The sequence below is a fragment of the Williamsia sp. Y712 genome (genome assembly GCF_059445525.1).
The window spans coordinates 2,295,559-2,322,262 of sequence record NZ_JCAIUN010000001.1; the positions used below are offsets into that span (position 1 = coordinate 2,295,559).

Annotated in this window: 24 protein-coding genes and 1 riboswitch; of the genes, 12 read left to right on the forward strand and 12 right to left on the reverse strand. The window is 64.1% G+C overall.

Annotation, left to right across the window (positions count from 1 at the left end; translation table 11 throughout):
- The first annotated feature begins 141 nt into the window (after window positions 1-141).
- Window positions 142-2,316 carry a heavy metal translocating P-type ATPase gene (locus tag AC1D75_RS10430; RefSeq protein WP_495515158.1) on the forward strand — a complete coding sequence of 725 codons (2,175 nt, stop codon included), beginning with the start codon at window positions 142-144 and terminating at the stop codon, window positions 2,314-2,316.
- 77 nt (window positions 2,317-2,393) lie between these two features.
- Complete coding sequence (locus AC1D75_RS10435) at window positions 2,394-4,034, forward strand: hypothetical protein (RefSeq protein WP_495515159.1); 1,641 nt, start codon at window positions 2,394-2,396, stop codon at window positions 4,032-4,034.
- A 338-nt stretch (window positions 4,035-4,372) separates the two neighbouring features.
- On the opposite strand, the gene AC1D75_RS10440 is transcribed toward AC1D75_RS10435, so the two are convergent.
- From AC1D75_RS10440 to AC1D75_RS10450, 3 genes are all read right to left on the reverse strand, one after another.
- Window positions 4,373-4,663 carry a hypothetical protein gene (locus AC1D75_RS10440; RefSeq protein WP_495515160.1) on the reverse strand — a complete coding sequence of 97 codons (291 nt, stop codon included), beginning with the start codon at window positions 4,661-4,663 and terminating at the stop codon, window positions 4,373-4,375.
- A 142-nt stretch (window positions 4,664-4,805) separates the two neighbouring features.
- Complete coding sequence (locus AC1D75_RS10445) at window positions 4,806-6,185, reverse strand: NAD(P)-binding protein (protein ID WP_495515161.1); 1,380 nt, start codon at window positions 6,183-6,185, stop codon at window positions 4,806-4,808.
- Window positions 6,186-6,220: 35 nt separating this feature from the next.
- Window positions 6,221-6,400, reverse strand: coding sequence for a hypothetical protein (locus AC1D75_RS10450; RefSeq protein ID WP_495515162.1), 180 nt, complete (start codon window positions 6,398-6,400; stop codon window positions 6,221-6,223).
- A 144-nt stretch (window positions 6,401-6,544) separates the two neighbouring features.
- On the opposite strand from AC1D75_RS10450, the gene AC1D75_RS10455 reads away from it, so the two are divergent.
- From AC1D75_RS10455 to AC1D75_RS10465, 3 genes are all read left to right on the forward strand, one after another.
- Entirely contained in the window at window positions 6,545-8,971 is a 2,427-nt protein-coding gene (locus AC1D75_RS10455; protein ID WP_495515163.1) for a glycoside hydrolase family 31 protein, read from the forward strand.
- A 165-nt stretch (window positions 8,972-9,136) separates the two neighbouring features.
- Window positions 9,137-10,384 carry an amidohydrolase gene (locus tag AC1D75_RS10460; RefSeq protein ID WP_495515164.1) on the forward strand — a complete coding sequence of 416 codons (1,248 nt, stop codon included), beginning with the start codon at window positions 9,137-9,139 and terminating at the stop codon, window positions 10,382-10,384.
- 19 nt (window positions 10,385-10,403) lie between these two features.
- Complete coding sequence (locus AC1D75_RS10465) at window positions 10,404-10,841, forward strand: carboxymuconolactone decarboxylase family protein (RefSeq protein WP_495515165.1); 438 nt, start codon at window positions 10,404-10,406, stop codon at window positions 10,839-10,841.
- Between the two features lie 75 nt (window positions 10,842-10,916).
- On the opposite strand, the gene AC1D75_RS10470 is transcribed toward AC1D75_RS10465, so the two are convergent.
- From AC1D75_RS10470 to AC1D75_RS10490, 5 genes are read right to left on the reverse strand one after another with little or no spacing between them, the layout of a single operon-like run.
- On the reverse strand, window positions 10,917-11,591 hold the full coding sequence (locus AC1D75_RS10470; protein WP_495515166.1) for a hypothetical protein: 675 nt from the start codon (window positions 11,589-11,591) through the stop codon (window positions 10,917-10,919).
- Window positions 11,588-12,256, reverse strand: coding sequence for a hypothetical protein (locus AC1D75_RS10475; protein ID WP_495515167.1), 669 nt, complete (start codon window positions 12,254-12,256; stop codon window positions 11,588-11,590). Before AC1D75_RS10475 ends, AC1D75_RS10470 begins: the two co-directional genes overlap by 4 nt.
- A complete protein-coding gene (locus AC1D75_RS10480; protein ID WP_495515168.1) occupies window positions 12,253-12,996 on the reverse strand; it encodes an ABC transporter ATP-binding protein in 744 nt (247 codons plus the stop codon). Before AC1D75_RS10480 ends, AC1D75_RS10475 begins: the two co-directional genes overlap by 4 nt.
- 40 nt (window positions 12,997-13,036) lie before the next feature.
- Window positions 13,037-14,110 (reverse strand): FecCD family ABC transporter permease, encoded by a 1,074-nt coding sequence (locus AC1D75_RS10485; protein ID WP_495515169.1) that lies wholly within the window; start codon window positions 14,108-14,110, stop codon window positions 13,037-13,039.
- Entirely contained in the window at window positions 14,091-15,212 is a 1,122-nt protein-coding gene (locus AC1D75_RS10490; protein WP_495515170.1) for an ABC transporter substrate-binding protein, read from the reverse strand. Before AC1D75_RS10490 ends, AC1D75_RS10485 begins: the two co-directional genes overlap by 20 nt.
- 162 nt (window positions 15,213-15,374) lie before the next feature.
- Between AC1D75_RS10490 and AC1D75_RS10495 the strand changes: the two genes are divergently transcribed.
- The gene (locus AC1D75_RS10495) at window positions 15,375-17,384 is read left to right on the forward strand and encodes an MDR family MFS transporter (protein WP_495515171.1); all 2,010 of its coding nucleotides are present in this window, start codon (window positions 15,375-15,377) and stop codon (window positions 17,382-17,384) included.
- Window positions 17,385-17,393: 9 nt separating this feature from the next.
- Here the strand turns inward: AC1D75_RS10495 and AC1D75_RS10500 are convergent, their stop codons facing one another.
- The gene (locus AC1D75_RS10500) at window positions 17,394-18,806 is read right to left on the reverse strand and encodes a family 43 glycosylhydrolase (protein WP_495515172.1); all 1,413 of its coding nucleotides are present in this window, start codon (window positions 18,804-18,806) and stop codon (window positions 17,394-17,396) included.
- 241 nt (window positions 18,807-19,047) lie between these two features.
- On the opposite strand from AC1D75_RS10500, the gene AC1D75_RS10505 reads away from it, so the two are divergent.
- Window positions 19,048-19,485, forward strand: coding sequence for a hypothetical protein (locus tag AC1D75_RS10505; protein WP_495515173.1), 438 nt, complete (start codon window positions 19,048-19,050; stop codon window positions 19,483-19,485).
- Here the strand turns inward: AC1D75_RS10505 and AC1D75_RS10510 are convergent, their stop codons facing one another.
- The gene (locus tag AC1D75_RS10510; RefSeq protein ID WP_495515174.1) at window positions 19,486-20,832 is read right to left on the reverse strand and encodes a cytochrome P450; all 1,347 of its coding nucleotides are present in this window, start codon (window positions 20,830-20,832) and stop codon (window positions 19,486-19,488) included. It lies immediately after the preceding gene.
- A gap of 56 nt (window positions 20,833-20,888) precedes the next feature.
- On the opposite strand from AC1D75_RS10510, the gene AC1D75_RS10515 reads away from it, so the two are divergent.
- Entirely contained in the window at window positions 20,889-21,536 is a 648-nt protein-coding gene (locus AC1D75_RS10515) for a TetR/AcrR family transcriptional regulator (protein WP_495515175.1), read from the forward strand.
- Between the two features lie 33 nt (window positions 21,537-21,569).
- Here the strand turns inward: AC1D75_RS10515 and AC1D75_RS10520 are convergent, their stop codons facing one another.
- Entirely contained in the window at window positions 21,570-21,884 is a 315-nt protein-coding gene (locus tag AC1D75_RS10520) for a DMT family transporter (RefSeq protein WP_495515176.1), read from the reverse strand.
- A gap of 21 nt (window positions 21,885-21,905) precedes the next feature.
- Window positions 21,906-21,972: riboswitch (guanidine-III (ykkC-III) riboswitch) on the reverse strand.
- Window positions 21,973-22,097: 125 nt separating this feature from the next.
- Between AC1D75_RS10520 and AC1D75_RS10525 the strand changes: the two genes are divergently transcribed.
- Entirely contained in the window at window positions 22,098-23,030 is a 933-nt protein-coding gene (locus tag AC1D75_RS10525; RefSeq protein ID WP_495515177.1) for an SDR family NAD(P)-dependent oxidoreductase, read from the forward strand.
- A gap of 71 nt (window positions 23,031-23,101) precedes the next feature.
- On the opposite strand, the gene AC1D75_RS10530 is transcribed toward AC1D75_RS10525, so the two are convergent.
- Complete coding sequence (locus tag AC1D75_RS10530) at window positions 23,102-23,674, reverse strand: TetR/AcrR family transcriptional regulator (protein ID WP_495515178.1); 573 nt, start codon at window positions 23,672-23,674, stop codon at window positions 23,102-23,104.
- A 119-nt stretch (window positions 23,675-23,793) separates the two neighbouring features.
- Here AC1D75_RS10530 and AC1D75_RS10535 point away from each other — a divergent pair, with 119 nt between their 5' ends.
- From AC1D75_RS10535 to AC1D75_RS10545, 3 genes are all read left to right on the forward strand, one after another.
- Window positions 23,794-24,738 carry an SDR family NAD(P)-dependent oxidoreductase gene (locus tag AC1D75_RS10535; protein ID WP_495515179.1) on the forward strand — a complete coding sequence of 315 codons (945 nt, stop codon included), beginning with the start codon at window positions 23,794-23,796 and terminating at the stop codon, window positions 24,736-24,738.
- A complete protein-coding gene (locus AC1D75_RS10540; RefSeq protein ID WP_495515180.1) occupies window positions 24,735-25,820 on the forward strand; it encodes an NADH:flavin oxidoreductase/NADH oxidase in 1,086 nt (361 codons plus the stop codon). Before AC1D75_RS10535 ends, AC1D75_RS10540 begins: the two co-directional genes overlap by 4 nt.
- 61 nt (window positions 25,821-25,881) lie before the next feature.
- Window positions 25,882-26,691, forward strand: coding sequence for a CPBP family intramembrane glutamic endopeptidase (locus AC1D75_RS10545; protein WP_495515181.1), 810 nt, complete (start codon window positions 25,882-25,884; stop codon window positions 26,689-26,691).
- Window positions 26,692-26,704 lie beyond the last annotated feature (13 nt).

Below are 26,704 nucleotides of genomic sequence, written 5' to 3' on the forward strand. Positions count from 1 at the left end.
GGGCACGAGTTTGGTGGGGTCGAGCAGGTCGACGTTTCTGGGAGGTGATCGGCGGTACGGCGCCGGATTCGGTCCAAATTTTCCTGCGATGCGTGACCGAAGGCCCTCCACAACGACTCCTGTCAGGGGTACACAGGGCTGATGGACCCAACACATGGGGACGGCGGCAGTGACCAGGGCGCCGAGGCGGCCGTCGATCACCCCGGCCATCACCCTGACAATTCAGTCCACGACGACGGTTCTGCCATGCATCCGGCCGGGCACGCCGATCACGGCGGTCCAGGTGGGCATGCTCATCACGTTGCGCAGTTCCGTCGCCTGTTCTGGATCATGTTGATCCTCGCCGTCCCGGTGGTGCTCTGCTCTCCGATGTTCGCCTCGCTGCTCGATTACGATCTGCCCGACTCCGAGGCGCTCGAATGGGTCTCTCCGGTGTTGGGCACGGTCATGTACGTCTGGGGTGGGCGCCCGTTTCTCACCGGTGGCGTCAGTGAGGTGCGTGCGCGCGCCCCCGGCATGATGCTGCTCATCGCGCTGGCCATCACGGTCGCATTTGTCTCTTCCTGGGCCGCGAGTATCGGAATCGTTGATCACGAGCTCGATTTCTGGTGGGAACTGGCGTTACTGATCGTGATCATGCTGCTCGGGCACTGGATCGAGATGCGTTCGTTGGCACAGACCACCTCGGCTCTCGATTCGCTCGCTGCGCTGCTCCCCGATGAGGCCGAAAGGGTCGACGGCGACACGACCGTCGTCGTGGCGCCGTCCGACCTGCAGGTCGGCGATGTGGTCCTGGTGCGGCCCGGGGCCTCCGTGCCCGCTGACGGAAAGGTGGTCGACGGTACGGCCGAGATGGATGAATCGATGGTCACCGGCGAATCGCGCACCGTTGCGCGCGGCGTGGGGGATACGGTGGTCGCCGGCACGGTGGCCACGGATTCCGGTCTGCGGGTGGAAGTTACGGCGATCGGGCAGGACACCGCACTGGCTGGGATCGGGCGGTTGGTCTCTGAGGCGCAGAACTCATCATCGCGCGCGCAGCGTCTTGCCGACAGGGCCGCGGGCTGGTTGTTCTGGTACGCACTCGGTGCTGCGGTGATCACCGCGGCGATCTGGACGGGTCTGGACAAGACCGACGACGCGGTTGTCCGCACCATCACGGTGCTGGTCATCGCCTGCCCGCACGCGCTGGGTCTGGCGATCCCGCTGGTCGTCGCGATCGCGACCGAGCGTGCCGCCCGCGGCGGGGTGTTGGTGAAAGACCGACTCGCGCTGGAGAGTATGCGGTCCGTCGACATGGTGCTTTTCGACAAGACCGGGACACTGACCAAAGGTGAGCCCACTGTGATCGGCCTGCACTCGGTCGGCGCGCACTCGGACAACGACGTGCTCACCCTCGCGGCGGCCGCCGAGGCCGGCAGTGAACATCCACTCGGCAAGGCGATCGTGCGCGCTGCACAGGAGCGCGGCTTACCCATCCCGCCCGCGAAGGATTTCACTTCGGCTCCAGCAGTGGGTGTTTCGGCGACGGTAGACGGACGTCAGATCCATGTCGGAGGCCCCCGTCTGCTGGAGAACCACGGGCGCGCCGAAGTCGACGTGGCGGCCGCATGGCGAGCGGACGGATCAATCATCCTGCACGTTCTGGCCGACGACGAACTGATCGGAGCAGTCCGCCTCGCCGACGAGATCCGTCCGGAATCCCGGCAAGCGGTCGGCGCGCTGCACGACCTCGGCGTGAAGGTGGTCATGATCACCGGGGATGCCGAGGCGGTCGCACGGTCGGTGGCGCAGGCGCTCGGTATCGATCGGTACTTCGCCGGTGTCCGGCCGGAGGACAAAGCATCCACGGTGCAGGAATTACAGCATGAGGGTCACGTCACGGCGATGGTCGGTGACGGCGTCAACGATGCACCCGCACTGGCGCAGGCCGATGTCGGGATCGCGATCGGTGCCGGCACGGACGTCGCGATCGGCTCTGCGGGAGTGATCCTGGCGAGCGACGACCCGCGGTCGGTCATCTCGGTGATCCGGCTGTCCAAGGCCACCTATCGCAAGATGGAACAGAACCTTTGGTGGGCAGCGGGATACAACCTCATCTCGGTTCCGTTGGCAGCCGGTGTCCTGGCACCGATCGGATTCGTCCTGCCGATGTCGGTGGGCGCCATCCTGATGTCGGTGTCGACTGTTGTGGTCGCTCTGAACGCTCAGCTCTTGCGCCGTCTCGATCTGCGCCCGGAGGTGAGTGTCGGTACCGAATTGCGTGGCCACATGTACGAGTCGCCCTTGGACAGGACGGTCCGATCTGACGCCTGACAGCGCCCAGCGACCGTCGAGCGGTTTCGGTACGTAGAACGGACAGCGAGCAGGGGACCCCATGGCATAGTGCTCGCATGCCCTGTTCTTTGGTCCGCCGCATCAACCTTCGATTCGCCGGGGCCGTTGTCGCGCTCGTGACAGTCGTCGGCACGGGCACCGCCATCGCATCGCCCTCTGCCATCGCCGGACCGGCGGGGTGTGTTCCGTTCGGGACTGCGCAACTGCCGCCGGGAGCGCCGTCCACCGGTGATCGCACCGGGTTGAACACCTTCGCCACGTACCGCGGTGCAAATGCCCCTACTCGTGTCGATCTGCGCACCGAGCGCACGCAGTTCAACCACTATTGGGAGTTCGCCCTCGTCGACGGGGAACTGCTCACGCGACCACGGGATGCGGGCGCTCCCTGGCGGATTGTTCGGCTGCCGTCGTGTCTGAACGGCGCGATCACCGCCATCTCACTCGATGACGACGAGCTCGTCGGCATTGATCGTGACGGCTGGATCTACACCATGGACAACGTCACCCAGTCACCGTTGCTGTGGAATTGGACGTCGGGGTGGGGCGCGCTGCTGTGGCTGGGACCGGGTCGTACGCTGCCGGACACGCGGACCGGCGGGTGGGCGCTCAGCGTCACGTCGCCGACCGCGAACCGCGAGTACGCCGACATCGCCGGCCGCGTGCATCCCAGCGGTCAGGCCAAGATGACGATGATTCCAGCGCTCACCGGCGACGGTAGCCGCATCACCTACGCCGATCCGTGGCTACCCAACGACAACAGCTATGAGATCGGTAGCCCGCTGGGTGGACGCTTCCAATCGGTGTCGCTGTCGGCGGCGGCGTCCACCACCTTCGTGATGAACCGCTACGGCGACATGTACACGCGGACTTTCGATTTCGATTCCTCCGGGTCGGACTCGGTGTTCTTCCGCTACAGCTGGGAGCCGCAGACCGGTAAGCCGAGTGCGACGGACCTCAACCAGGAGACCTGGGATCGTTCGACGGCGGCGGTGCAGTTGCCCGCGCCGGATTGGACTCAACAACCGAAGGTTCCGGGTGAGATCACGTCCAGCATCACCGTGATCTCCACCGGACCAGGCGTCGAAAAGCGTGAGCTGCGAGTCGAAGGCCGCGACAACGGTCGTACCGGCTTCTGGCGTAAAGACATTCATGCCTCGTCATGGACGTTCGTGCCCACCGATTCGCCGCTGCAGGGCAGCCCACTCGAGAACTCCGCGGCCGATCGTTCCGCCGATACATTGGCCCCGCTCAAGCCGTGGAACCTGTCGGCGTCGCTGCCGTCGCGCGACGCCGCCGTCGATGGTCAGACACTGATCGACATCGGCCTGCCCTACAGCGTGGTCGACCCGCGGTTGCTCGACCAGGTGGGATTGCACGCCGGACCGTCTGGGTACCGGTTGGAGGTCGCGAACTTCGACCCCGCGGTGACCACGCGCGATGCGGTGGTCGTGACCGGGACAGGTGCCCGAATGCCGGTGCAATTGCACACCGCGGACGGCATGCGGATGACGCCGGGACACGTGGGTCTGACTTCGACGCCGCGCCATCTCATCGGTGCGATCGAGATCCCGCACGCGGCCTACACGCAGCGTGCCGACGACCCCGAGCTGGCGCAGTTCGTGAGCACGTGGATGCGCGGAAAGTCGATCGCACCGATCACCCTGAGTGCCACAACCTCTGATCTGGTGATTCGCTGACGATCCCTGTTCCTTGGGGGCGCACGCGTTGGGCGCAGCCGCTTACGCGGCGAAGGCTGTTTCACTCGCGAACCGATCACAATGGCCAACGCCGAGATTGCTGCGATCTGTCGAGCACATGCCGCAACGTGTGCAACTCGGAACACCAAGGACTTCGCTCACACTGGGGTCGAGCTGGTGAACCCATGGATTGCCTGACCACTCCAGTCGGCGACGCAGGGGAAATATTTCCTAACCGCCGTGACGCGGTTGAATTCCGTTGTGCGCCATAGCCGGGCCTGTCTTCGCCTTGCCACGCACTCATCGCTCCACCGGATCCAAGCAAGAAACTATCGCCACTATGCGCCGAACTTGTGGCCCATCACGCGCTCATATTCACGTTCCCAGATCTGGACGCGGCGTCCGCAATAGATGCACCAACTGGCCATCGCCAGCAGCACACCTAGGAAGCACAACATCACCACGATATTGGTTGTGGAGTTATTGGCTGCGTAGACGTATGCCAATGCTCCGATCAGCATGACGAAGAGCACGATGAACACGGTCAAGCCGTAGAGCCCGCGAGAGCTGTAGATCACCCGCCCGGTGCGGCGGAAAGGAAATGGGGGTGGAGTGGGTGGGTTGGGCATCGTGCTCAAGCGTATGTCGCCGCACCAGACCCGAGTTACGCGGCTCGGATGGAGCCGTCAGAATCTGAGATCGAGAAACTGTCGCTGCCGTAGTCAAGATGCTGAGGCTCAGGATTTCGAGGAGAACCGGCGGAAGAGCCCCTCACACCAGGGAGGGCAGCCGGCGTGTGGCATCGGCGACGTGGGTCACGAATCGCTCTACCCCCGACCGCACATGCTCGTCGCCCATCCGCTCGACGAGCCCGCGCATCAGATTGAGGCGACTGCCGTCGATCCAGTGCTGGATGTCTGATTCGCTCTGCCAGATGCGGGCGCCGGCCCAGGTGCGGGTGAGCATGTTCGCCATGTCGGCCGGGGTGCTCGGGAACGGATTCGGCCGGGCCAGCCGGTTCTTCTCGGCATCGTCGTCGCGGTGCGCCTCGATGAAGCCGAGCAGTGCTGCGTTGAACGTGGGGGAGTTGTGGCGCACCTGCTGCAGCCGGATCGTGTCGCCGTCGAAGATCGGCGCCGCAGGCGAGGACGCGAGACCACGTGCGGAGCAGTCGACGAGGAGCGTGTCCGGCTCGGTTGGGATCTCGCCATCATCGAGCCGGATGTGGCTCGGGCCCACGGCGCGCACGTGCCCGCGCCGAACCACGTCCTCGATGCCTCGCAGCTCATCCAGCTCCCGCCGACTCAGCATCGTGCCCCGGTACATGGTCGGCTCCACGTCGGGATCGAGTCGCATCAGCCGGCCGACGTCCTCGAGCCGGCGGCACAGGTCGATGAGGTCGTGCGCCTGGGCGCCTGCCTCGGCCTCATCGGCCAAACCGTGCATGAGTGCACCGACCTGATCGAGCGGCTGCAGCCCGGCCCGGTCGTTGAACCACATGTCGCGCGGCCTGATCCAGCGGATCCGGTCGGCAGCGATGCCGTGATCGAGCAGCCAGAGGCCGGCATCCGCCGCCGTCTTGCCGCCGCCGATGACTGTGAACCGGCGATGGTCACCAGCCCGCTCCGGCAGCAGCCCGATCGGAACGAATCGAGCATCCGGCTCGACGCTGAATGACGGCGTGTGCGTCGCCGGCACGGAGGCCTCTTGATAGCGCGCGTCGACGACCCGTCGGCGCACCGTGACATCGGTGACGGCTCCGGTCACCGTGTCGCGGAGGTGTGCCACACCGTCGTTGCTGCCCACGAAGTCGTGTCGTCCCAAGAACGCGACCCGTCCGGACGGTGCGAGCCCTTCAGAGAGGACCCGCGCGAAGTAGTCCTGGATCTCGGGGCCGGACGCCTGCTCGTAGAATCCGCTGTTGCGGCCGGACTCGATGATCCGGTCTTTCCCGAGTGGTCTGGAACCGACACCGTAGTACGCCGACGGCGAATGCAGCTGTACGAACGGGTAGGTGTCGCGCCAGTGCCCGCCCACCTCCGTGCGTCGGTCGACGAGCAGCATCTCGGCATCCGATTCGTTCAGCAGGGAATCGGTGAACGCGAGCCCGCTGGCGCCAGCCCCCACGACCAGATAATCGGTGGTATTCACAGGACACCTCCTGCTCGGATTCTCCCACTGCCGGGCTACGGAGATGACGAAAATGTGCGCACAGGCGGATGGGCTCCGGCGTGGTCGACAGTTGGCGCGCGCGATCCTGGGCGAACTTCTCGCCGCCACTTGCTGACGGCGAGCGAGATTGCCGACGCCGCGACCAATGTGAACATGGTTGTTGCCAGGACGATTTCGAAGACTTCGACGCTCATGATTGACAGTGTGCAGGCGGCAAGATGCCGACACCATTGGCTGAAATGACAACATTCGAAAAGATTCAGCCACGGGTCTGTGGCCGCTGATCAGATTCTGTTGAAGCCGAGAATCGCCGCAGGTCCGCAGGTAGCCTCCGCCGTGTGGAAGACACTGGTGCACCGGGTGTGCACGCGGGTATCACCAGGCGACAGGCGATTGCGGGAATTGGTCTCACCGCAGCGGCGGGGGCTCTATCGGTATCGGGTGGCGCGGCCGCTGCCGACGCGATTGATCTGGTGGACGACGGCCAAGGTCTGATCACCGTTGGCAATGTTCGGCTGACCGTCATCACGCCGGGTCTGGTCCGGTACGAATACTCGCCGAACAGGCAGTTCGAGGATCGTCCGACGATGCTGGGCCATCACCGCGCCGCGCGGACGCCGGAGTATCGGGTGCTGCAGTCGGGAGATTCCGTCCGACTCGAGACCGACGCGATGGCGACGAGTTGTCCGGTGTCCCGGTTCGATGCCGGTGCGCCAGAGGTCGATCTGGCGCATTCGGGCGCGACAGTTTCTCCCGTATGGCTTTCGGATCAGTATGCGCCGGAAGTGACGGGCACCGTTTTTCTCGCCAATCTCGAAGTCTGGACCGCGTCGATCCCGCCGTTGCCGCCGGACAACTTCGGCGGCTGGCTGCGCTGCCTCGACTCGGTTCGTGGTGAGACGTCGCTGCAACCCGGACTGCTCTCGCGTGCCGGATGGTTCTTCATCGACGACACCCGGTCCGTCCTCGTTCCCGACGACGCGGACGTGTATGTCCCTCGCCGCAGCGCCTCGGGATACCGCGATGGATACATCTTCGCCTATGGCGACGACTACAAACAGGCACTTGCGGATTACCGAACCCTCTCCGGGGCAACGCCTCTGCTGCCGCGACAGGCATTCGGGAATTGGTTCTCGCGGTATGCGCCCTACGACGAGCGCTACTACCGCGCCGAACTGGTGCCGAAGTACAGGTCGGTGGGAGCATCGCTGGACGTGCTGATCATCGACACGGACTTCAAAGAACCCAACTCGTGGAACGGGTGGGGCTGGAATCGCAGGCTGTTCGCCGACCCGCAGCGGTTCCTGGCCTGGGCGCACCAGGTGAAGATGGCGGTCGGGCTGAACATCCATCCCAGTATCGCCGGCAACGACAGTCGTTTCGGTGACGCGTCGAGTCGGGCGGGCGGCACACTGCAGCCGGCACTGACCCCCGCGTCCCGGTTCTTCTCCGCGCTGGAACTCGACGTTGCCGGAGCATCGGGTCCCTCGTATGTCTGGGACCTGGGCAAGCGTGGCCATATTGATTCCTTTATGCGGCTGCATGATTCGTTCGAGACCGAAGGTGTCGACTTCTGGTGGCTGGACTGGATCATCGACGAGTCGTGTGTCGGAGCGGGTCCGGCAGAAATCGCTGACGATGTGTGGATCGCGCGGGCGTATGGCCGACGACCGAAAGCGTTGACAAACCGATGGCTACTCCTGGCCCGCAACGGTGCATCGTACTGGGACATGGTGGGTACCCGGCCGGGACCATGGGGCGGGCACCGGCACACAATCCACTTCACCGGTGACACCTATTCGACGTGGGAGACCCTCGCCTTCGAAGTGGTCTTCACCCACGCCGAAGGCAACATCGGTATGGGGTACGTGTCGCACGATATCGGCGGTTTCAAAGGCGACACCGATCCCGAGAGATACGTTCGCTGGATGCAATTCGGCGCATTCTCGCCGATCATGCGAATCCATTCCCAGAACATCGGCACCCCACGCCTGCCGTGGGAGTTCGCGCAACCCTTCAACGATGCCGCCGCCGAGACCTTGCGGATAAGGTCGGCATTCGTGCCGTATCTCTACACCGCGGCCCGGGTGATGCACGACACCGGATTGCCGATGGCCCGTGGCATGTACCTCGACTGGCCAAAAGAGCAGCAGGCGTACGAGTTCCGCCATCAGTACATGCTCGGTGATGATCTGCTCGTGGCCCCGGTGGTGCGGCCGCGCAGTGCCGGTGGCGGGGTAAAACGTATCTGGTTCCCGGAGGGTAAGTGGGTCAACATCTTCGATGGTGCAGTGTTCGAAGGTCCAGCAATTCGAGATGTTGCTGTCACGCTGTTCGACATCCCGGTGTATGCGCGGGCCGGGGCCACCATCCCGACACTGGCCGGTGCGGCGGCCCCGGCTGCCGACAGTGCGGAACCGTTGTCGCTGAAGGTGTTCGCTGGTGCCAATGCTTCATCGCGCCTGTATCAAGACGACGGCCACTCGAACGAGCATCTCGTGGAGGGGTACTCCTGGACAATGTTCAGCTGGGACGATGCCACCCGTGAACTCACCGTCGAGACGTCGTCGCCTGGGTCCGGCACCCGGACGCCCAGGCCGCCGATCCGCCGCATCGAACTGATCGGCGTCGACGCTGCGCCGACGGGTGTGCGGGTCAACGGAGTTGCGGTGGCGAACGGGCGGTGGCGCCACTTGCCAGAGAGACGGACCGCCATTGCCGAGGTGGGCATTCCGGACACTGCCGATCTCAGATCTGTGCTGTAGACGCCTTCGCTTCACAGCGACTGCTGCGGCCGGTTTCTCAAATCTTGCTTTCCGAAGTGTGGTTCGGTCGTAGGGTTGTTTCACGGGGTCTGTGTGGTAGCAACGCCGCTGCCGACGGCGCCCGGGTGTGAACCCGTAGTCGGGCAAACAGGGAAGGACCATCCCATGGCCATCCACGACGACATCGCGATCGATCCGGCGCTACAGGACCTGTACAAGGATATCCATAGCCACCCAGAACTCGGTTTCCAGGAGCAGCGCACCTCCGGGATCGTGTCGGATCGGCTCAGCGCCCTGGGCTTTGAGGTCACCACCGGGATCGGCGGGACCGGGGTCGTCGGGGTGCTGAAGAATGGGTCAGGCCCGGTGGCATTGCTCCGAGCCGACATGGACGCTCTTCCGGTGAAAGAGGATACCGGGCTCGACTACGCGAGCACTGTCACCGCGACCGATGAGAACGGCAAAACCGTTCCGGTTGCGCATGCCTGCGGGCATGATCTGCACACCACGTGTCTGCTGGGCGCGGCGCAGGTCTTGTCGACCGGAACCGACACGTGGCGAGGCACATTGGTACTCGTCTTCCAGCCGGCCGAAGAATTGGGTGCCGGCGCGCAGGCCATGGTCGATGATGGGTTGTTCGACAAGATCCCGAAACCGGATGTCGTTCTCGGCCAGCATGTCGCCCCGTTGCCCGCAGGGAAGATAGCCGGTCATGCCGGGGCCTCGTACGCCGGATCGGATTCGCTCCGAGTCCATCTCATCGGCAAAGGCGCGCATGGGTCGATGCCGGAGGCCTCCGTCGATCCGGTGGTCCTGGCCGCCGCAACGGTGCTTCGGTTGCAGACGATCATCTCCAGGGAGATCCCGAGCACCGCCACCGCTGTGCTGACGGTCGGCTCCATTCACTCCGGTGACGCTGCGAACGTCATCCCCGGCGACGCCGAATTGCAGCTGAACATTCGGTCCTACGCCGAACCGGTGCGGCAACGCGTGCTCGACAGTGTCGACCGTATCGTCAAAGGTGAGGCTGCGGCCGCCGGGGCACCGAAGGAACCGACGATCACGGAGATCGAACGGTTCCCCGTTGTCACCAACGATGCGGTTGCATTGGGTAGGACCCTGGACGTGTTCGCCGGTTGGCTGGGAGCGAGCAACATTCTCGATCCGGGAGCCGGTGCGGGCAGCGAGGATGTGGGAATCTTCGCCACGAGTTCAGGTGCGCCGCTGTCCTATTGGCTACTCGGCGGGTCCGACCCGTCGTTGTTCACGACGGGCGACATGACGGATCCCGCGCTGCTCAAAGTGCCGTCCAACCACTCACCGCACTATGCTCCCGTCATCGATCCGACGTTGTCGATCGGGGTCAAGGCGCTGGTTGTGGCCGCTCGTACCTGGTTGCCGGCCGCGGCGTAGGCGTAGATAAGGGACCGCGATGGGCAACGTGAATCTGAGCAAGCAGCACCCGGACGCGTATGCGCTTGTCGCCGAACTCGATAAGACCGCCGTCGGGGCGGCAGCCGCGGCAGACCTTGACCCGCTGCTGATCGAACTGGTGAAAATCCGTGTCTCGCAACTCAACGGGTGCGCGTTCTGCCTGCGGATGCACACCCGGGATGCACTCGCGAAAGGTGAAACCGCCGATCGCCTCGCGGTCATCGCGGCATGGTGGGAGTCGCAGTACTTCAACGACCGGGAGAAGGCGGCGCTGGGTCTGGCCGAGGAAGTGACCAGGCTGTCTGTTCCGGCGCGCGATGATTGGGACAACGGGGCGTTGACCGACGAGCAGGTCTCCGCCGTCAGCTGGCTGGCAATCGCGATGAATGCGTGGAACCGCATCGCAATTCGAAGCCACTATCCGGTGAAGCCCTGACGCCGTTTCAAGCCCGACATTGTTCAAGCCTGACATTCTTCTTGCCGCACGCCGTGCGGCCCTGACCGCCGCCTGTCAGGTGCGGTCGACCCAGCGCAGCAGGGCGTACAGGAACCGTGTCGAACCCGGCATGAAGTTGTTGCCGTGGTGGTAGGTCGGATCCAACGTGGTGGCGATGATGCGGCCGCGGGTGGAGGTGGTGTCCTCGAAGAGCATCATTCCCGCATCATGCGGATTGCCGACTGAATCCGGTTCTTCTGAAACCAGTAACGGCACCACATCGGCATCGGTGTGCAGCAATCCGTGGTGGTGCCAGATCACCGCCTTGGTGGTCAGGAACTTCCACGCCTCGTGGTTGTGGCTGCGGGTGCGGATCAGCGGATCTTCGCCCGTGCGCCACCACCAGAAGTTGGTGGGGCGTGGACTCCACGAGACACCGGGCAGCCATGTGTGTGCGGCATTCTCGCCGAGGACCACCAGGGTTCCGCCACGTTGCGCGATGGCCAAGAACTCGTCGGCATGCGCGCGAAGAAGTTCCGGATGCAGACGGTCGGCCAGGATCAGCGTGGTGACACCGTCGAGGTCGCCCGGCTTGATGTCCGGTAGATAATGGAATTCCGGCTGAAATGCCTTGACCGCCGGGTCTTTGATGGTCTGCAGGTGGAAATGCGAGCCGCCGTGGACGATCGCCAGCGTGCCGGTCGACAGGGGAGCACGGTCCGTGCGGTTGAAGGGCTCGATGGTGGTCATCGGTTGTCCTTTCCATCGAGTTGGGCGAGCCAGCTCAGCAGTTGTGGGAACACACGCGACGATGTGTTCGGATCATCCTGGTAGACAGCGAGATCGATGCCGCCGTGGACGAGAACCTCACCGCGGCCGAGTGGGTACACGTAGTCGATCGGAAGGAGATGCCTGCCGATGAAGTTCGTGACGATCGCACCTTCCGGCAGCTTCTGGCTGTATCCGCGACCGTAGAATCCGGACACCTCTCGCCGGAAGCTCAGGTCGGCAGTGTCCACACCTGCCCACACCGGATGGGGGGTACCGGCGTGGATCGCAAGGTCTTTCGGGCCGGAATATTCGAACTTGCGCCACTGCCCGAGTCCGGGAAGGAAGTCGGTGAGCGGATGGCCCATCACGGCAACGCGGCCGCCGGCGGCGACGAAGTCGGTCAGGACATCCCGCTCGCGTTCGAGGAAGACCTGGTCGCAGTTGCCGTTGATGATCAGTCCGCGTACCGAACCCAGGTCGACCGACCCCAGTGAGTAGATGTCGATGTTGGAGGTCGGTCCGGAGGTGGTGGGTCCCCCCGACATCCCGGTATTGGACCCCATCACCAGATGGAGGACGGGTGTGGTGGTCAGGGCGTCGGAATCGGCTGAAACCTCAGGGGCAGTAAGACTTTCGGCTGTCATTGCAATGCACTTTCCTTGGTGCGGTGGCCATTGTCGGCCACCGCGATGTTGTCGTAGCGGGTGTACACCACCGTCCGCGGGTCGCCCCGGTCGATGATGGTCTCGGTCGCGACGTCGATGTCGTAGAGTCGCGAGAGGTTTTCGCCGGTCACCAGATCTTCCACGGCGCCGAGCTCGATCTCTTCGGCGCTGTACATCACGATGGCATCACCGCTCAGGTGCAGTGCATGGTCGGGATGATGGGTGGTGAGCAGAACGCCCATCCCTTCTCTCGCGAGTTCGCGAAGCAGTCGCAGAACCCGGGCCTGGTTCTTCAGATCCAGCGCCGAGACCGGTTCGTCGAGGATCATGAAGGTGCACCTGGTGGTCAGGGCGCGTGCGATGAGTACCAACTGTCGTTGTCCGCCAGACAATTCGGCGAAGCTCGAGTCGGCGAGGTGCTCGATCCCAACACGCTGCAGGGACTGGCCGGTCAGCGTCAGATCAGCCTTGCTAGGCGTGCCGAACACCGATACCTTCTTGGCGCATCCCATCAACACCATGTCGAAAACCGTGTATCCGACGTTCGACAGCGTCGCCTGCGGGACGTATCCGATGTTCGCGTCACGGACCACGCGGCCCTCCTGCGGGCGGGCGAGACCGGCGATGCACCGGAGCAGCGTGGTCTTTCCCTTGCCGTTGGGGCCCAGGATCGAGGTGATCGAACCGGACGCGATGGTCAGATCGGTGTGACGGAACACCCAATCTTGTTGGGGGTAATGGAATCCGAGATCTTTTAGCTCAAGCACTGATGAATGCCTGCCTGTTCGATTTGCGGAGGAGGACAACAAAGACCGGCGCACCGATGACCGCGGTGAGGATCCCCAGCGGGATCTCGCTGGGGCTGATGGTGCGTGAGAGTGTGTCGATGATCGTCAGGTACGCGGCGCCGAGCACAAAGGTTGTCGGCATGGAGATCCGGTGATCGGGTCCGACCCAGAGCCGGGCCAGGTGTGGGATGACCAGTCCGACCCAGCCGATGACGCCCGAGACCGCAACCGCGCCCGCGGTCATCAGGGCAACCATGACCAGCAGCAGCATGCGCATGCGGTGTGGATTGACCCCGAGTGTTTCGGCGTCGTCGTCGCCGAGCGAGAGCACGTTGACCCGCCAGCGCAGGCCGAGGATGACCGCACTGCCCAGCAGGATCGAGATGGCCGCGATGACCACCTTGCCCATATCGGCGGTGGCCAATGATCCCATGAGCCAGAACACAATCGACGGCAGCGTGCTGTAGGGGTCGGCGAGGTAGGTGATCAGTGAGACGAGCGCGGCGAAGAACGCGCTGGTCACCACACCGCCGAGCACGACCATGAGGACTGAACTGCCCGTGCGGGTTTTCCCGATCGCCATGACCATCATCAGGGCGGCCAAACCGAACAGGAATGCGCCACCGACGAGGAACACCGAACCCAGGCCGAGCATGATCACCAGGACGCCGCCGAATGATGCACCCGACGAGACGCCGAGTACCTGCGGACTGACCAGGGGATTGCGGAACACGGCTTGTAGTGCTGAACCACCCAGTGCCAGTCCGCCACCGACCAGCATCCCCAGCAGTAGACGCGGGAAACGAACGCCCAGGACAACCTGTTCCTCGACCGCGGTCCATGTCCGTTCCAGGGGGAAGACCTCGTTGATCAGGATGCGCGCGACCTCATTGACCGGAATGGTGTAGCGGCCCAGCGCAAGTGCGGCCAGTGCCACACCGATGAGGCCGACGGTCAGGACAACCGGAACCAGGAAAGTGTTGAGATTGCGCGCCTTGACCGGTATGGATTCACGGGCCTGGATGTCAAGCGCGGAACGTGTCATAGCCCGTGCTCACCGAGTTCTTCTCCAGATGCAGGATGCCGTCGATCTGGGTGTCGGACACGTCGAATGCATAGAGCGACTTGTATGTTTCGCGAATGCGCGCGCGGAGATCGAGGTCGAGATCGGCGTCGGGGTAGAAGACCTGAGCCACCCACAGCCACATCAGGTTCGACTCGTTGCATGGCGGATCCCACGAGAAGCCACCGATGGGTGCCTTGTAGACGCGCTTGTTCCTGACTGCCGTCAGCGACGCCCAGGTGGCATCGTTGTAGATGTCTCGGGGAGTCGTGGGGTCGAAGTTGCCGAGGACGATGATCTCCGGATCCCAGGTCAGGATCTGTTCCTTGGTGACGGCGACGCTGGTGCCCTTGCCGGCTCCGAGGGCGACGTTCTTTCCGCCGGCCAGGGTGATCCAGAAGTCCATGTAGGTGTTGTCTGCCGACACCTTGGTCTCGGGTGTGTTGTAGAAGTACATGACGCGAGGTGCTTTGGCGGTGTTCGCAGCGGCGATCGACTCGACAGCCTTACGGTCGGTGGCCATGGCCGCAAGAATCGCCTGGGCCTGCGGCTTCTTGTCGAGCAGGTCGCCGAAGATGTTGATCCAGGCCTCGAGGTCTTCCTGGGTGCCGTATTTGAGCAGGATGACCTTGAGTCCGGCATTGCGCAGCGGCGCCACGATGTCGTCGCCCTTGTCGCCCCACTGGATCACCACGTCGGGGCCCAGTGAGAGCACCTGCTCGACGTTGGGAACGAAGTCGGGGCCGGAAACCACTGGTGTGTCGAGGAATCCAGGGAACATGGTGGCGAGCATGCCGTTCTTGGCCAACGCGATCGCGCTCGAGTTCACACCCACGTTGCGGGCGATCGACTGATCGGAACCGGCGATCATGGACGGCACCGGGATGATGATCGAGACGATGCGTCCGACCGGGGTGTCGAAGGCGATGGTGTTCTGGTACTGATCGACCACTGTGAAGGGTGTGTAGGGTCCGCCCGCGCCACCCGAGGCCGCAGCCTCGTTGACCGGTGTCCGATTGGAGCATGCCGCCGTGGCGCCGAAGGCCGCAAGTGCGGTCGCCGCCACACCCAGCGATTTGATCATCTGGCGACGCGACACGCTACTTGGTGGGGGCCGCAGGGACAACTGGGGGTTTGACGCCGTGGGTCCGGTACCGGGTTTGGAATCGTTTTTCTGGCATATGCGCCGCGGCTACCTGCGAGACTCAAGAGGTCAATACCGGGTCGACGAGGACAGGACCGGAACATGACCGAAGCCAAGAGTGCGGACGCGGACGCGACCACGGGTGAACTCGACAAGCGGAAGATCTACGCGATCTTCGGTGGACTCATGTTGGCGATGCTCTTGGCGGCACTCGATCAGACAATCGTGTCGACCGCGCTGCCGACAATCGTCAATGATCTCGGTGGAGCCGACCACCTCACCTGGGTCGTGACCGCGTACATGCTCGCCACCACCGTGACCACACCGCTGTGGGGCAAGCTCGGAGACCTGCTCGGACGCAAGCCACTGTTCATCCTCTGTGTGGTGATCTTCCTGGTCGGTTCGGCTCTGTGTGGTCTCGCCGGCTCCATGTGGCAGCTGATCGGCTTCCGGGCATTGCAGGGTGTCGGCGGCGGCGGCCTTATCGTGCTGGCGCAGGCCATCATTGGTGATGTGGTGTCCGCGCGTGAACGTGGCCGCTATCAGGGCATGTTCGGCGCTGTCTTCGGATTGGCCAGTGTCGCTGGACCATTGCTCGGCGGCTTTTTCGTCGACAGTCTCAGCTGGCGCTGGGTCTTCTACGTCAACCTGCCGATCGGCGCGATCGCTCTGGTGGCGGTCTTCTTCGTCCTGCCGAACACGACAGCGCAGGTCAAACCGAAGATCGATTATCTCGGGGTGTTCCTGCTCGCTGCTGCCGCGACCTCCATCGTGCTGGTGACCAGTTTCGGTGATCGCTGGGGTTGGACATCGGCGCTGATACTGGGGCTCAGCGCACTCGGAGTGGTGTGTATTGCGGCGTTTGCGTACGTCGAGAAGTACGCGACGGAGCCGGTGATCCCACTGCGGCTGTTCGCCAACCGGGTGTTCGCGGTGGCGTCGTCGGTCAGCTTTGTGGTCGGGTTCGCGATGTTCGGTGCCATCACGTTCATGCCGTTGTTCCTGCAGACCGTGCGCGGCGAATCGCCGACCGAATCGGGTCTGAACATGATCCCGATGATGATCGGCTTGTTGATCACCTCGATCGGCAGCGGTCAGATCATCAGTAGGACGGGACGCTACAAGTTGTTCCCGATCCTCGGCACCGCCGTCTTCACCGTTGGTCTGTACCTGCTGTCCACGATGGAGCGGTCGTCATCGGATATCGCGATCGCGCTGTACCTGTTCGTGCTCGGTCTCGGGCTCGGCATGGTGATGCAGGTCTTGATCCTCGCAGTTCAGAACGGGATCGAATATCGAGATCTCGGGACCGGGACCAGCGGCGCGACGTTCTTTCGCACGATCGGCGCAGCGGTCGGTGTTGCCGTTTTCGGCGCGGTCTTCAACTCCCGATTGAGTTCGGAGCTGTCCGGCAGCCCGCCCGAAGGTGCCGTCGGCCGATGTTCGGGGGAGGTTCTGGAAGCATCGTCGTCGGCGCTGCGCAGTTGTCCACCAGACGTTCAGAATTGGTTCCTCGATGGCTACACCGACGCGTTCGGGGTCGTGTTCATCGTGGCCGTTCCGATCGGCGCACTGGCTTTCGCGCTTTCCTGGCTGTTGCCCGAGGTTCCACTGCGTGAGGTCACCAAGATGCCGGATGCCGGGACATCGTTTGGCATGTCCGGCGAGAGATCATCTCTGGAGGAGTTGCGGCTTCAGATCTGGCGCACACTCGCCCGTGAGGACAAACTGCGGGCGTGGGAGGTGGTGGTCGATGCCGCGAACAGCCCGTTGTCGCGCGGCGAGGCGTGGATGGTCAGCAGGGTCGCCGAGGAAGGTACCCGCGACATCCGTTCGATGTCCGAGGTCTCGCAGACCCCGCTGCCCAAGGTCGAGGAGACAGCGCGTCAGCTCGAGGAACGCGGACTGATCACCGTTGGCCATGGCCTGGCGGTGATCACCCCGGCCGGGGTGAAGGAAGCCGAAAGACTCTTGGCCGCACAGCGACAACGACTTGCGGAGTACGTTGCCGACTATCCGGGTGGCGAGAACGCCGACGTCGACGAGTTGCTCGACTCGATCGCCCGGCGCCTGCATGCCGAGGCACCTGAACCTGAGCATGCCCCCGCCTGAGCCGCGCCGTCAGGCGAGGGAGGAGTTCGTCCCGCCCGGGTTCGGGGGCAGGGCCTGTCCGTCCTTCACCAGGGTGATCGTCCCCATCTCCGCAGGTGCCTCGACGGTCGGGCCTGCAAAGCCGAACACGCCGTAGATGCCGCCGGGGGACTCCGCAGGCACCGTGTAGGAGACGGCCCTTTCGATCGTCTGGCCGGCCGGCACGTCGACGGCCTCGGGTCCGAGAATTGTTGTGGCAGTGGTGCCGCCCGGCGTCAGGACGTTGACCCAGATCTGCCCCGTGTAGGCCTGGTCGGCGGGTGCGGTGATCATCAGCTTGGCGTTGACCGGACCGCCGGCCTCGGGCAGTCTGGTGGGGGTTTCCGGCGTGAGTGTCACGCGGACAGGAAGTTTGACGTCGGGCGATGCCGGCCCGGTGGAGTTCGGCGAACCGTCGCCGACCTCGGGCCATCCGTTCGCCCACACGACGCGGTCGATCATGCCCTCGCGCCGCTGAGCGCCACTGGGCAGTTCCAGATCCGCGCGTGGAACCGCGTGGTAGATCATCCAATCGGTTCCGCCATCGTCGGTGACAACGGTGTTGTGCCCGGGTCCGGCCCAGGCCTGGTTGCCTGCGAGCAGGAGAGCGCCGCCGCCGGTGTTGAGGTCGTCGCCCTTGCGGTCGAGAAAGGGACCCACCAGTGATTGGGACCGGCCGGCCAGGACCCGGTATGCGGTGTCCGCGCCGTTGCAGCAGTTGCCTGCCGAGACGAAGAGGTAGTAGTAGCCATCGCGGAAGACGATCTCGGGACCTTCGAAGCGCTCGTCGGCGACCTTGATCGGGGTACCTGACGGTGCGGTTCCGTCGGCCGTCAGCGGGACACCGTAGATGCCCTGGAAGTTTCCGACAAACAACGTCTTCGACGTTCCGTCATCCCATAGGAAGGGGTCGATGGTGCCTTTGATGCCAACATCATTCGCGCAGAACACGGGTCGGCCGAGATCGGCCCATGGCCCGATCGGGGATTCGGAGGTGGCCATACCGATGCACGGATTGGTCACGTCATACAGCGAGTAATACAGGGTGTAGGTGCTGCCTGACTTGTGGATCGACGGAGCCCAGCCCAGATTGCCGGGGGGATGCCATGAGGGAGCGGTTGGAAAGACGTCGCCGACGTAGGCCCAGTCGACGAGGTCGAACGAGGTGAACATCGTCATGTTGTGTGCGCCTTCACCGTCGCCCCAGTCATCGGCGGTTGCGTACATGTAGTACCGACCGTCGTCGGCGCGGATCACACTCGGATCGGCGGCAACCGGTTGGACGATGGATTGTGCGCTTGCCGGGGAGACCGGCATCAATACCAGGGCGACAAAGGCTGCGATCGCCACCACAACGACTTGCCGAGCGCGAATCGCGATACCTACGTGCCCGGACTTGTGCATGGTGCTCCTCTTCAGCGCGCGATGCGCAGGTCCCGGCAAACATATAAGTCTGAACCCGAACTTGAGAGTTTGCGACGCCCGATGAGGCCGGGCTGTGATCAAAACGTGCGAAATCCGAGATATCCCGGCGTTTTGCTGGCCCCCTTCACTGTGCGGGTGACAAGATGGCACACTTTGGTAAAGAATGCAGCGCATAGCTAATGCATCTGAGGGATCGCCAACCGCCGGAGGATGGTCACGAATGTTCGAAGGGGATGGCCCCCAAGGCTTTGATGCGCTGACGCGTATCGAGGGCAATGGGGGTGATAGGTGGCGGCCGGAATCGGTGGACCTGCGCGGGGGCGAATTGCGGACGAGAGCGCTCGTATCGGTCATTCGCCGCCTGGCGTCACCGGCGGTCGATCAGCTCGCATTCCTCGAGCGTCTGGATGTCGGCGTCGATGAACTCGCCCTGCAGTTCACCGAACTGACCACCTCGATGCCGTGGGGGCTCAGCGAGGCCTGTCGTCGCGATCTGGCGTCCCTTGATCGACTCCTGGCGGAGATCTCCTCGCCGGAAAACTCTCACCTGGTGGCCTTCGACGCGCTCGCGTCGGCCCCGGAGTGGACGCGGGTGCGCACGCTCGCCGACAACTTCCTGGCCGACCTGGCGCTTGCAGCGGCCGCGGACCGCTCGTGATCAGCTGATCCGGCGCAGGTCTACCGGCATGCCGTCGGTCGGATACGGCAGTGAAAGCCAGCTCAGCTGTGCGGGCCTGTCCGCGGGCACTGTCCACCGGAAGTTGAGTAGGTAGTGGTGCAGCACCGACCGCACCTCGAGATCCGAGAACACCTGTCCGAGGCATCGATGTGCGCCACCGCCGAACGGGTTCCACGCGAACTTGTGCGCCTTGTCCTCGTGACGCTCATCTGAAAAGCGTTCGGGATCAAAGCGTTCCGGATCGGTCCACAGTTCGGGTAGGTGATGGTTGTGGTGCAAACCGAGCGCGACCGGCGTCCCCTTGGGGATGTGATGGCCCGCGATGGTGGTGTCCGTGCGCGCTCGTCGCACGATGACCGGGACCGGGGTGATCAACCGTTGACACTCTTTGATCACGAGGGTCGCCGCATGCAGTTCGCCGAGCTGGTCCGGGTTGGGGGAGTTGGTCTGCAGCGCCATCGATTCCTGGCGGCAGCGTTCCTGCCATTCCGGATGCTTTCCGAGTTCGAAGAGGACCGTGCTCAGGGTGCTGGTAGAGGTGTCGTGGGCGGCCATCATCAGGAAGATCATGTGATTGATGACGTCGCGCTCCGACAGCCGCTCACCGTCGGCCTCGACCCGGCACAACACACTGAACACGTCGTCGCCCAGGCCTTCTCGGCGTGACGGCAGATACCGCGCGAAGAACTCCTCGAGCGTTGCCCGGCCGCGGACGCCGCGGCGCCAGCGGGTGAAGGGGAGTGGATAGCGCACGATCGAGGTCGCGGCCTGGACGCAGTCGATGAACGACCGGTTGACGCGATCGATTTCCCCGGGTTGCAGGCCCTCTGCGCCGCCCATGAAAAGCTCTGTCGCGATGTCGAGGGTGAGTTCCTTGAGTGTCGGGTACGCGAGGTGGTGCTCCGACGCAGACAGGGTGCGTACGTGTTCGGCGATCGTCGGCTGCATCAGTTCGGTGTAGGCCGCCAATCGCTCCCGCGTGAACGCCTTCGCCAGGATGCGCCGGTGGCTGCGATGTTCGTCGCCGTCGAGCAACATGAGGCCGCGATCGAAGAACGGGCCGATCAGGGTGCGCCAACCGGCACCGTTGACCAGCGCGCCGTCGCGGTTGATCATGGCTTCCCCGAGGGCGTCGGGACCGAGCACCAGCGCCCACTTCTGGCCCAAAAACGACAGCTCCGACACCGGACCGCCGGTCCGGTATTGCTTGTCCATCAACTCCAGTGGCCGACGGAAGTAGGCATAGGCGTGTCCCAGAAATGGCACGCTGCGACTACCGGTGATGGGTTTGGTGCCGACCGGCGCGGGCGATGTTCTGTGGGTCATATGGATCACTTTCCTATCTGACAGACGTGCCTTCCTGATTGTGTAGCGTGCATCACATGGGTGTTGGGTGTCAACATGGTGCGGTGGCGGTCTCGGAGCGGAAGTACGGTGGCGCAAGCGCGCATGAGCGGGTGAGCCGTCGGCGTAGGCAATTGCTCGATGCCGCATTGGAGGTCGTCTCGTCCGTGGGAGCGGAGCGGGCGACGATGACTGCGGTCTGTCGGTCGGCGGGGCTGAGCGAGCGGTACTTCTACGAGAGCTTCGGTGGACTCGATGCGTTGATGAGCGATCTGCTCGACGAGCTCGCCGCCGAGGTCCGGGCCGCGGTCCTGGAGGCCTTGTCTGGCGACCCGGGTGCCGCACCCGAACAGCAGATACGTTCGGCGATAAGCGCTTTCATCGCCATCATGACCGAAGATCAGCGCAAGGGGCGGGTGGTGCTCACCGAGTCTCTCGGTCTGGCCGCCACCCGCGAACATCGCCGCGCCATCGTCAACGAGTTCGCGGGCCTGCTCGCGGCCAGGATTCCGGAGATTTTCGGCGACGACGCGGTACCGGTCGAGGATCGCCGACCCTTGGCGCTGTTGCTGGTCGGCGGGATCGCGGAACTGACCGCCGAGTGGGTCTCGGGGGGCTTGAACGCGACACCGGACCGGATCGTCGACGTGGTCACCCGCCAACTCGCGCTGAACCGGGTTGGCTGAACGTACCCGCACTGCACCAATGCGTAATTGACGTCAATGCGCCAGTTTGAGACCGATCACCGCGCCGACGATGACCACGATCAGTGCGATCTTGAGGATCGAGGTGGTCTCGCTGCCGCTGATCATCGCGTATGCGACCGTCAGGGCGGCGCCGATGCCGACCCAGATCGCATATGAGGTGCCGATGGGAAGCGTTCGCAGTGCGTACGCCAGCCCGGCCATCGAGGCAACCAACGCAACACCGAAGACGATGCTCGGTTGCAGGCGCGTGAAGCCTTCAGATCTTCCGAGAGCGGTGGCCCAGACCGCCTCGAGTACCCCGGATACAACCAGTACGAACCATGCCATGACTTTTCGGCCCTCCTTGAGGAAGTACCGTCTTGTCGGTCTCCGGGTACGGTTCCGATCGTCCGGATCGATCGTTGTTGATCTCGCTCGACCTTACCGACACGGGCGACACCCCGCCAGGATCGGCAAATCGCGACTTTGCCGGTGACAACTTTCGCACGGGTTACATTCGAAGTGCACCGGATAGTTCATCGGACGTCTGGAGGTGCACCGATGGCTGACAGGTACTTCCAATGGAATCTGCAAGCGATGCCGGATCAGAGTGGACGGCGGGTGATCATCACGGGTGCCAGCAGCGGACTCGGTGCGATCATGGCCCGGGAGTTCGCGAAACGCGGCGCTGAGGTGGTCCTGGCGGTGCGCGACGTCGCAAAAGGTCGGCGGGTGGTGGACAAGATCCGGGCGGCGCGGTCGGACGCCCGTGTTCGGGTCGGGGAGATAGAGTTGACCGACTTGCATTCGGTGCGCGCCTTCGCCGAACGAATGGCCGTTTTGGACGAGCCGGTAGACGGCCTGATCCTCAATGCGGGGGTCGGCAATCAGCCGCATCTGCTGACTGCGGACGGTATCGAGAGCACCTTCGCGGCCGACGTCGTCGGACATTTTGAGCTGACCGGCAGACTGTTGCCACTTCTCGAACGGGCAAGCGCGGGGCGGGTGGTCAGCGTCGGCTCCAACCTCTACCGGCGGGTCAAGATGGAAGTCGACTTCAGTGACCTGACCTTCGAGCATGATCATTCGCCACACGGTGCCTACGTCCGAGCGAAGGTGGCAACGGTGTTGTTCGCTGTAGAACTCGAGCGGCGACTACGCGAAAGTGGTTCGTCGGTAAGGAGTTTCGTCGCACACCCGGGGTTCACCAAGACGCCCATGCACAACACGGTGACCGGTGTTCTGCCAAGGGCGGCGATGGCGATGGCACATGCGACGGTGGCGCGTGAGCCGGAGGAAGGTGTCCTGCCGCTCCTCTTTGCCGCGACCAGCGAGCACGCCGAAACCGACAGGTTCATCGGCTGGCACCTGAAACGGGGTGACAAGCGGATCTGGAGCGACGAGATCAGGGGCGTGGGCCTCGATCGTGAACTGGCGCAACAGATGTGGGATGCGATCGAGGCGGTGACCGCGGGCCCGGCCCAGAATGGATGACGTGCCGGACGGGGTTGATGTCCGCCATGTTCAGAGTTCGTCGCTGACGTTCGGGGCCCGGCGGGGACGGTTTAGGCGCGTAGCCCTTTGACGAGCACCTGGACGTAGTTGTCCAGCGAGTCGCGACCGGCGGTCCGGACCGCAAACGCGGTGCCGCAGACCAGATGCTTGATGTCGGCGGCGTCGAGTGTGGCCGATATGACACCCTCTTGCACGCCGCGCGTGAGAACCTGCGAAATCAGTTGTCCCAGTTCGCCGAACAGCTCCTTGGTGTCCGGGCAGGCGGGGGTTTTGGATGCCAGCACCGCGGCCAGGCCGGGGTCGTCGAGCTGGAACTCGATCGCGGATCCGATCAGTTGCGCCAGGGCGTGCACGGTGTCGGGGTCTTCCGCGATTTCGCGTGCGATCAAGACCAGCTTGTCGAAGGAGTCGACGGCCAGGGCCTCGAGGAGCACCTGCCGGTTGGGGAAATGTCGGTAAGCCGTCCCGACCCCGACTCCGGCGTCTTTGGCCAATGCGTTCATCGCCAGGGTGTCGTCGCCGCATGCGAGGCAGTGACGGGCGGCGGCCAGCAACGCGTCGCGATTGCGCACCGCATCGGCGCGGAGGCCCTCGCCTCGATGTGCGTGCTGGATGTCGTCCACAGGGGCGAGTGTAGCGGAGGGGAAATCCATTCGGATGATCTATCCGCTTCTGCTACCTTTGTCGAAGCGGATCAGTTATCCGAATCAGTTCGATCTCGATTCCACGACCAGGAGAAGCGATGAGCGAGAACACCACCCACTGGACGTTGAATCAGATGCCCGACCAGACCGGCAGGCGAGTGATCGTCACCGGAGCCAGTAGCGGTCTGGGCGCGATCGTGGCCCGGGAGTTCGCGGCACGCGGCGCCGAGGTGGTGTTGGCGGTCCGTGATCTCGACAAAGGGGAGCGGTTGGCAGAAGCGATACGCCTTGAGCACCCGGAAGCGCGCTGCCGGGTCGACGAACTGGATCTGGCCGACCTCGCCTCAGTGGACGCGTTTGCTGCCCGGATGCTGGATGACGACATCCCGCTGGACGTCCTCGTCCTCAATGCGGGCATCGCAAACCAGCCGCATGTGGTCACCGTCGACGGGATCGAGAGCACCTTCGCCACCAACGTTGTCGGACACTTTGTACTCACCGACCGGCTGTTGCCGCTGCTCGAACGCGGTGATGATGCCCGCGTGGTCAGCGTGGGTTCCAACCTCTATCGCAGGTTCCGGGCCGACCTCGAGTTCGGGGACCTGACGTTCGGTCATGACCACTCACCCAACGGTGCGTACGTGCGCTCGAAAGTTGCGACTCTGCTCTTCGCCGCCGAACTCGAGCGGCGATTGCGTGGGATGGGGTCGTCGGTCCGCAGTTTCATCGCACATCCCGGCATGAGCACCACGCCCATGCACGACGCGGCAACCGGCATCCTGCAGAAGACGGTCATGGCGCTCGCGCACGCGACCATCTCCCGAGATGCCGACGAGGGCGCCCTCCCGATCCTGTACGCCGCGACGAGTGATGAAGCACACGTCGGACGTCTCATCGGGTGGCATCTGCGCCGGTCAGACAAGCGGATCTGGAGCGATGAGTTCGTCGGCGCCGGCCTGGATGTGTCACTCGCACAGCAACTGTGGACCCGGCTGTCGGCCGTCGGAATCGATGACGACTCCCGATCGTTGTGGAGCGTATGACTCTTCCCGCGCTCTTCACGCCGATCACACTTCGCGAACTGACGATCGCCAACCGGGTGTGGCTGGCGCCGATGTGTCAGTACAGCTGCTTCGCCGAGGACGGTCTGCCCACCGACTGGCATCTGGTCCACCTGGGCAGCCGGGCGACCGGTGGGTTCGGCCTCATCATGACCGAGGCATCGGCCGTGACCGCAGACGGACGGATCAGCCCGCAAGACGCCGGGATGTGGAGCAATCGGCACACCGAGGCGTGGCGACGGATCGTCGACTTCGTCCACGATCAGGGATCAACGATCGGGATGCAGCTCGCACACGCCGGACGCAAGGCGTCGACCTACGCGCCGTTCGCCGAGGCCAGTGGGTCGATCTCGCCTGCGGACGGAGGGTGGGTGACCAGCGCCCCATCGGCGATCGCGTTCGACGGATACAACACCCCGGAGGCCTTGAGCCACAAGGGGATCGATGGCCTGGTCCAGGCGTTCGTCGCTGCAGCCCGCCGCGCCGACGAGGCCGGGTTCGACGTCATCGAACTCCATGCGGCCCACGGGTATTTGATCCACCAGTTCCTCTCACCGCTGTCCAACAAGCGCGACGACATGTACGGCGGCGATTTCGCCGGTCGCACACGTTTTCTGATCGAGGTCGTCGAGGCGGTACGCGCGGTGTGGCCGCCGGACAAGCCGTTGTTCGTCCGGCTCTCGGCCACCGATTGGACCGAGGGCGGCTGGACACCCGAGGACAGTGCGGAACTTGCGAGCATTCTCGAGACCCGGGGCGTGGACCTCATCGATACGTCGACGGGCGGCAACGTCGCGGCGCAGATCCCGGTGGGTCCGGACTACCAGGTGCCGTTTGCCCGGACCATTCGTGAGCAGTCGGGGGTGCCGACTGCCGCGGTCGGTCTGATCACCGAGCCAGGACAGGCCGAGAAGATCCTCGCCTCCGAAGCCGCCGACGCGGTCCTGCTGGGCCGCGCCGCCCTGCGCGAGCCGGCCTGGCCCCTGCGCGCCGCGCACGAACTCGGCCTCGATACGGCCCAGGCGCCATACGCACCCCAGTACGTCCGGGGTGCGTGGCGGTGACCTCGGCCGGACAGCAACGCCGGCCCTGAGTTAGTCGGCGGCGCACCGTTAATATGGCGTAGTGAACGCACCGAAACCCATGACTGCACCGCGAATTGGCGGGCGACAACTTTCCTACATTGCCTTCGCGGTCGTCGTCATCGTGTACCTGGTGATCATCCAGCTCGGTGGCCGACTCATCGCGGGTTGGGGTGGCGAGGACGACACCCTGACCACCCGCGGGGTCGTCTTCACGATGGTGATCCCACTCGGGCTCGCCCTGGTGTTCACGTATGCCGTTGTCGCAGCGCTGGGTTGGTGGCGACCGGTGATCAAGGACGACCGCCCGGTCAACCGCTGGGTGTGGGCGGTGCCCATTGTTCTGCTTGGCGCCATCCTGATCGGCATCGACTACAGTGCGCTCGCCGACAAGGGGTGGCTGTTCATCGTTGTGCTGCTCGTTGCGACCCAGTTCGTCGGGTGGGGCGAGGAAGGTATGTTCCGCGGTATCGGTGTGACCATGCTGCGCAACCATGGCCTGCGAGAGAGCCGGGTTGCGTTGTGGTCCAGCCTGATCTTCGGTGCAGTCCACCTGACAAACGTCTTCGGCAATGGGGCTTCCGCGATCCCGCAGGCGATCATGGTCAGCTTCGCCGGATACTTCTTCTATCTCACCCGACGGGTCTCGGGCAGCAACGCCCTCAATTCGGTACTGCACGGACTCTTCGACTTCGCACTGCTCAGCGGCTCGGCGATTCTCTTGGACCAAAGCTACGTCGGGGCCTTCGCCCCGATCCTGGTGTACCCGATCCTGGCCATCATCTTGTTCGTCAAACGGCACGACATCGAACCGTCACGCCGCGACGGTGCCGCGGTCACGTCTGCTGCGTAGCAGGCGTTCTCGC